General features: G+C 63.1%; 1 protein-coding gene and 1 other annotated feature. The gene reads left to right on the top strand.

All coding sequences use genetic code 11. The features are described 5' to 3' along the window. Positions 1–51: 51 nt before the first annotated feature. A protein-coding gene (locus tag DES47_RS28560) for an IS3 family transposase (protein ID WP_425057495.1) occupies positions 52–1283 on the top strand; the annotation gives its coding sequence in 2 pieces (ribosomal slippage) (positions 52–340 and positions 340–1283; 1233 coding nt in all). Beyond that, positions 330–446 (top strand) — a sequence feature (AL1L pseudoknot). It overlaps the preceding gene by 117 nt. Positions 1284–1322 lie beyond the last annotated feature (39 nt).

The following is a 1322-nucleotide window of genomic DNA, read 5'->3' as shown; positions in this document are numbered from 1 at the left end:
GTGAATCGCCCCGGGTTTTGAGGAGGCTCCAACTCTTGAGAAGATGGAGCTATGAACAAGTCGAACAAGTTCTCACCTGAGGTCCGTGAGCGGGCCGTGCGGATGGTTTTGGAGCATCGGGGGGAGTACCCGTCGTTGTGGGCGGCCGTGGAATCGATGGCCCCGAAGATCGGCTGCGTGCCACAAACGCTGCTGGGCTGGGTGCAGCGTCACGAGATCGATACCGGGGCGCGTGATGGCGTGACCACCGCCGAGGCCCAGCGCGTGAAGGAGTTGGAGCGCGAGGTCAAGGAACTGCGCCGAGCCAATGAGATTCTGAAGCTGGCAAGCGCGTTTTTCGCCCAGGCGGAGCTCGACCGCCGGCTCAAGTCCTGAGGGATTTCATCGACAAGCAGCGCGATACCTTCGGGGTCGAGCCGATCTGCGCGGTGCTGCAGATCGCCCCGTCTGGGTATCGACGTCACGCAGCATTGCGACGAGAGCCTCACAGGCGTTGCGCACGCGCTCAACGCGACGAGGTCCTGGTGCCACAGATCGAGCGCGTCTGGCAGGCCAATATGCAGGTCTACGGGGCCGACAAGGTTTGGCGGCAACTCGGGCGTGAAGGCACGGCTGTGGCGCGTTGCACGGTCGAGCGGCTGATGCGGCGTCAAGGTCTGCGCGGCGTGATGCGCGGCAAGGTCGTGCGCACCACGATCGGCGACAGCAAAGCAGCGTGCCCGCTGGACAGAGTCAATCGGCAGTTCAAGGCTGATCGACCCAACCAGCTCTGGGTCTCGGACTTCACCTACGTTTCGACCTGGCAGGGTTGGCTATACGTGGCCTTCGTCATCGACGTCTTCGCCCGGCGCATCGTGGGCTGGCGCGTCAGCAGTTCGATGCGGACGGACTTCGTTCTCGATGCGCTGGAGCAGGCGCTGTACGCGCGCCAGCCCGAGCGCGACAGCAGCCTGGTTCATCACTCCGACCGCGGCTCGCAATACGTTTCCATTCGGTACTCTGAACGCTTGGCAGAAGCTGGCGTCGAGCCGTCGGTGGGCAGCAAGGGCGACAGCTACGACAACGCCCTGGCCGAGACAATCAACGGGCTCTACAAGGCTGAGCTGATTCATCGTCGGGCGCCCTGGAAGACCAAGGAGTCCGTGGAGCTGGCGACGCTGGAATGGGTGGCCTGGTTCAACAACCACCGCCTGCTCGAACCCATCGGCTACATACCGCCTGCAGAAGCTGAGGCAAACTATTACCGGCAACTCGCCAATCAAGCCGTCGCGGTGGCGGTCTGACTTAAACCAAATGGCCTCCACGAATCCCGGGGCGATTCA

Origin of the sequence: Roseateles toxinivorans (genome assembly GCF_004362525.1) — a bacterium.
Taxonomy (GTDB): Bacteria; Pseudomonadota; Gammaproteobacteria; order Burkholderiales; family Burkholderiaceae_C; genus Paucibacter; species Paucibacter toxinivorans.
This window is presented reverse-complemented; position numbering and strand designations above follow the sequence as displayed.